This window comes from Terrisporobacter sp., from assembly GCF_017888745.1.
GTDB lineage: Bacteria > Bacillota > Clostridia > Peptostreptococcales > Peptostreptococcaceae > Terrisporobacter.
The window spans coordinates 1-1,007 of the sequence record NZ_JAGHFM010000417.1 but is presented as its reverse complement, the minus strand read 5'-3'; the positions used below and the strand labels follow the sequence as shown (position 1 = coordinate 1,007).

Sequence of the window (1,007 nt, the reverse complement as noted above, 5' to 3'; positions counted from 1 at the left end):
TTGGTACATTACTTTTGTTTGCTTCTTCTATACAACTTGCTACGAAGCTATCTTCTAAAAATTCTAATTCTGATGGATGTATTGCAAGTATTACTGGTGCTTGTTTTTCATTTGCACTTTCTACTACTGCTTTAAGTATTTGTCCACTTCCTATATTAAATGCTGGTACTGCAAATTTATTTTCTTGTGCTACTGTTAACATTTCTTTCATATTTAATAACATGTTTAAACTCTCCTGATTATATTAATTTAGTGACTAACTACTTCTAATTTTTTACTCTTATTACTAGACTTTGATAGTCTAATATAATATCTTACTTTTTCTATACTATCTTCTTCTACTTGATGCATTAAAGTGAAGAAGTTTATATCAGGTTCAGCTTCTATTTGCTTTTTGATACTATCTGTACAAGCATTAAAGAAATCACAACCTACATTAATTTTATTTATTCCTAATTCAACTGATTTTTTTATATTATATTCCCCAGATCCAGATCCACCATGAAGTACTAGTGGCATTCCTGTCATTGATTTAATTTCTTTTAATCTCTCAAAGTCAAACTCTGGTACCATTCCATCTGGATAGTTTCCATGTGATGTTCCTATTGATATAGCTAAAGCATCTATCCCTGTTTCTTCAACAAATCTACGTGCTTCTAGAGGATTTGTATACATTGAATCTTCTGTAAACATACCTCCTTCACTACCACCTAAACATCCTATTTCACCTTCAACACTTACATCATATTTCGCAGCATATTTTACCATTTCTCTTGTTACTTTTATATTTTCGTCTAAATCAAATCTAGATGCATCCACCATTATTGATGAAAATCCATCTTGTATAGCTTTTTTCAATAATTCAGTGTCTTGGACATGATCAAAGTTTAATGCTACTTCAACACTAGCTCTTTCTGCCAATGTCTTTACGATAGGTGTTATTAACTCACTATCACTATGTTTTTCAAAGTGCTCTTGAAATATATTTACAATTATTGGAGCTTTCT

2 protein-coding genes are annotated in these 1,007 nt (G+C 30.6%); both read right to left on the bottom strand.

The features are described 5' to 3' along the window. Window positions 1-223 (bottom strand): class II fructose-bisphosphate aldolase (locus tag J7G74_RS16655; RefSeq protein ID WP_297137493.1); only part of this gene is annotated, 223 nt, incomplete at its 3' end. A gap of 26 nt (window positions 224-249) precedes the next feature. After that, a partial coding sequence (locus tag J7G74_RS16650) for a class II fructose-bisphosphate aldolase (protein ID WP_297137490.1) occupies window positions 250-1,007 on the bottom strand: 758 nt, incomplete at its 5' end.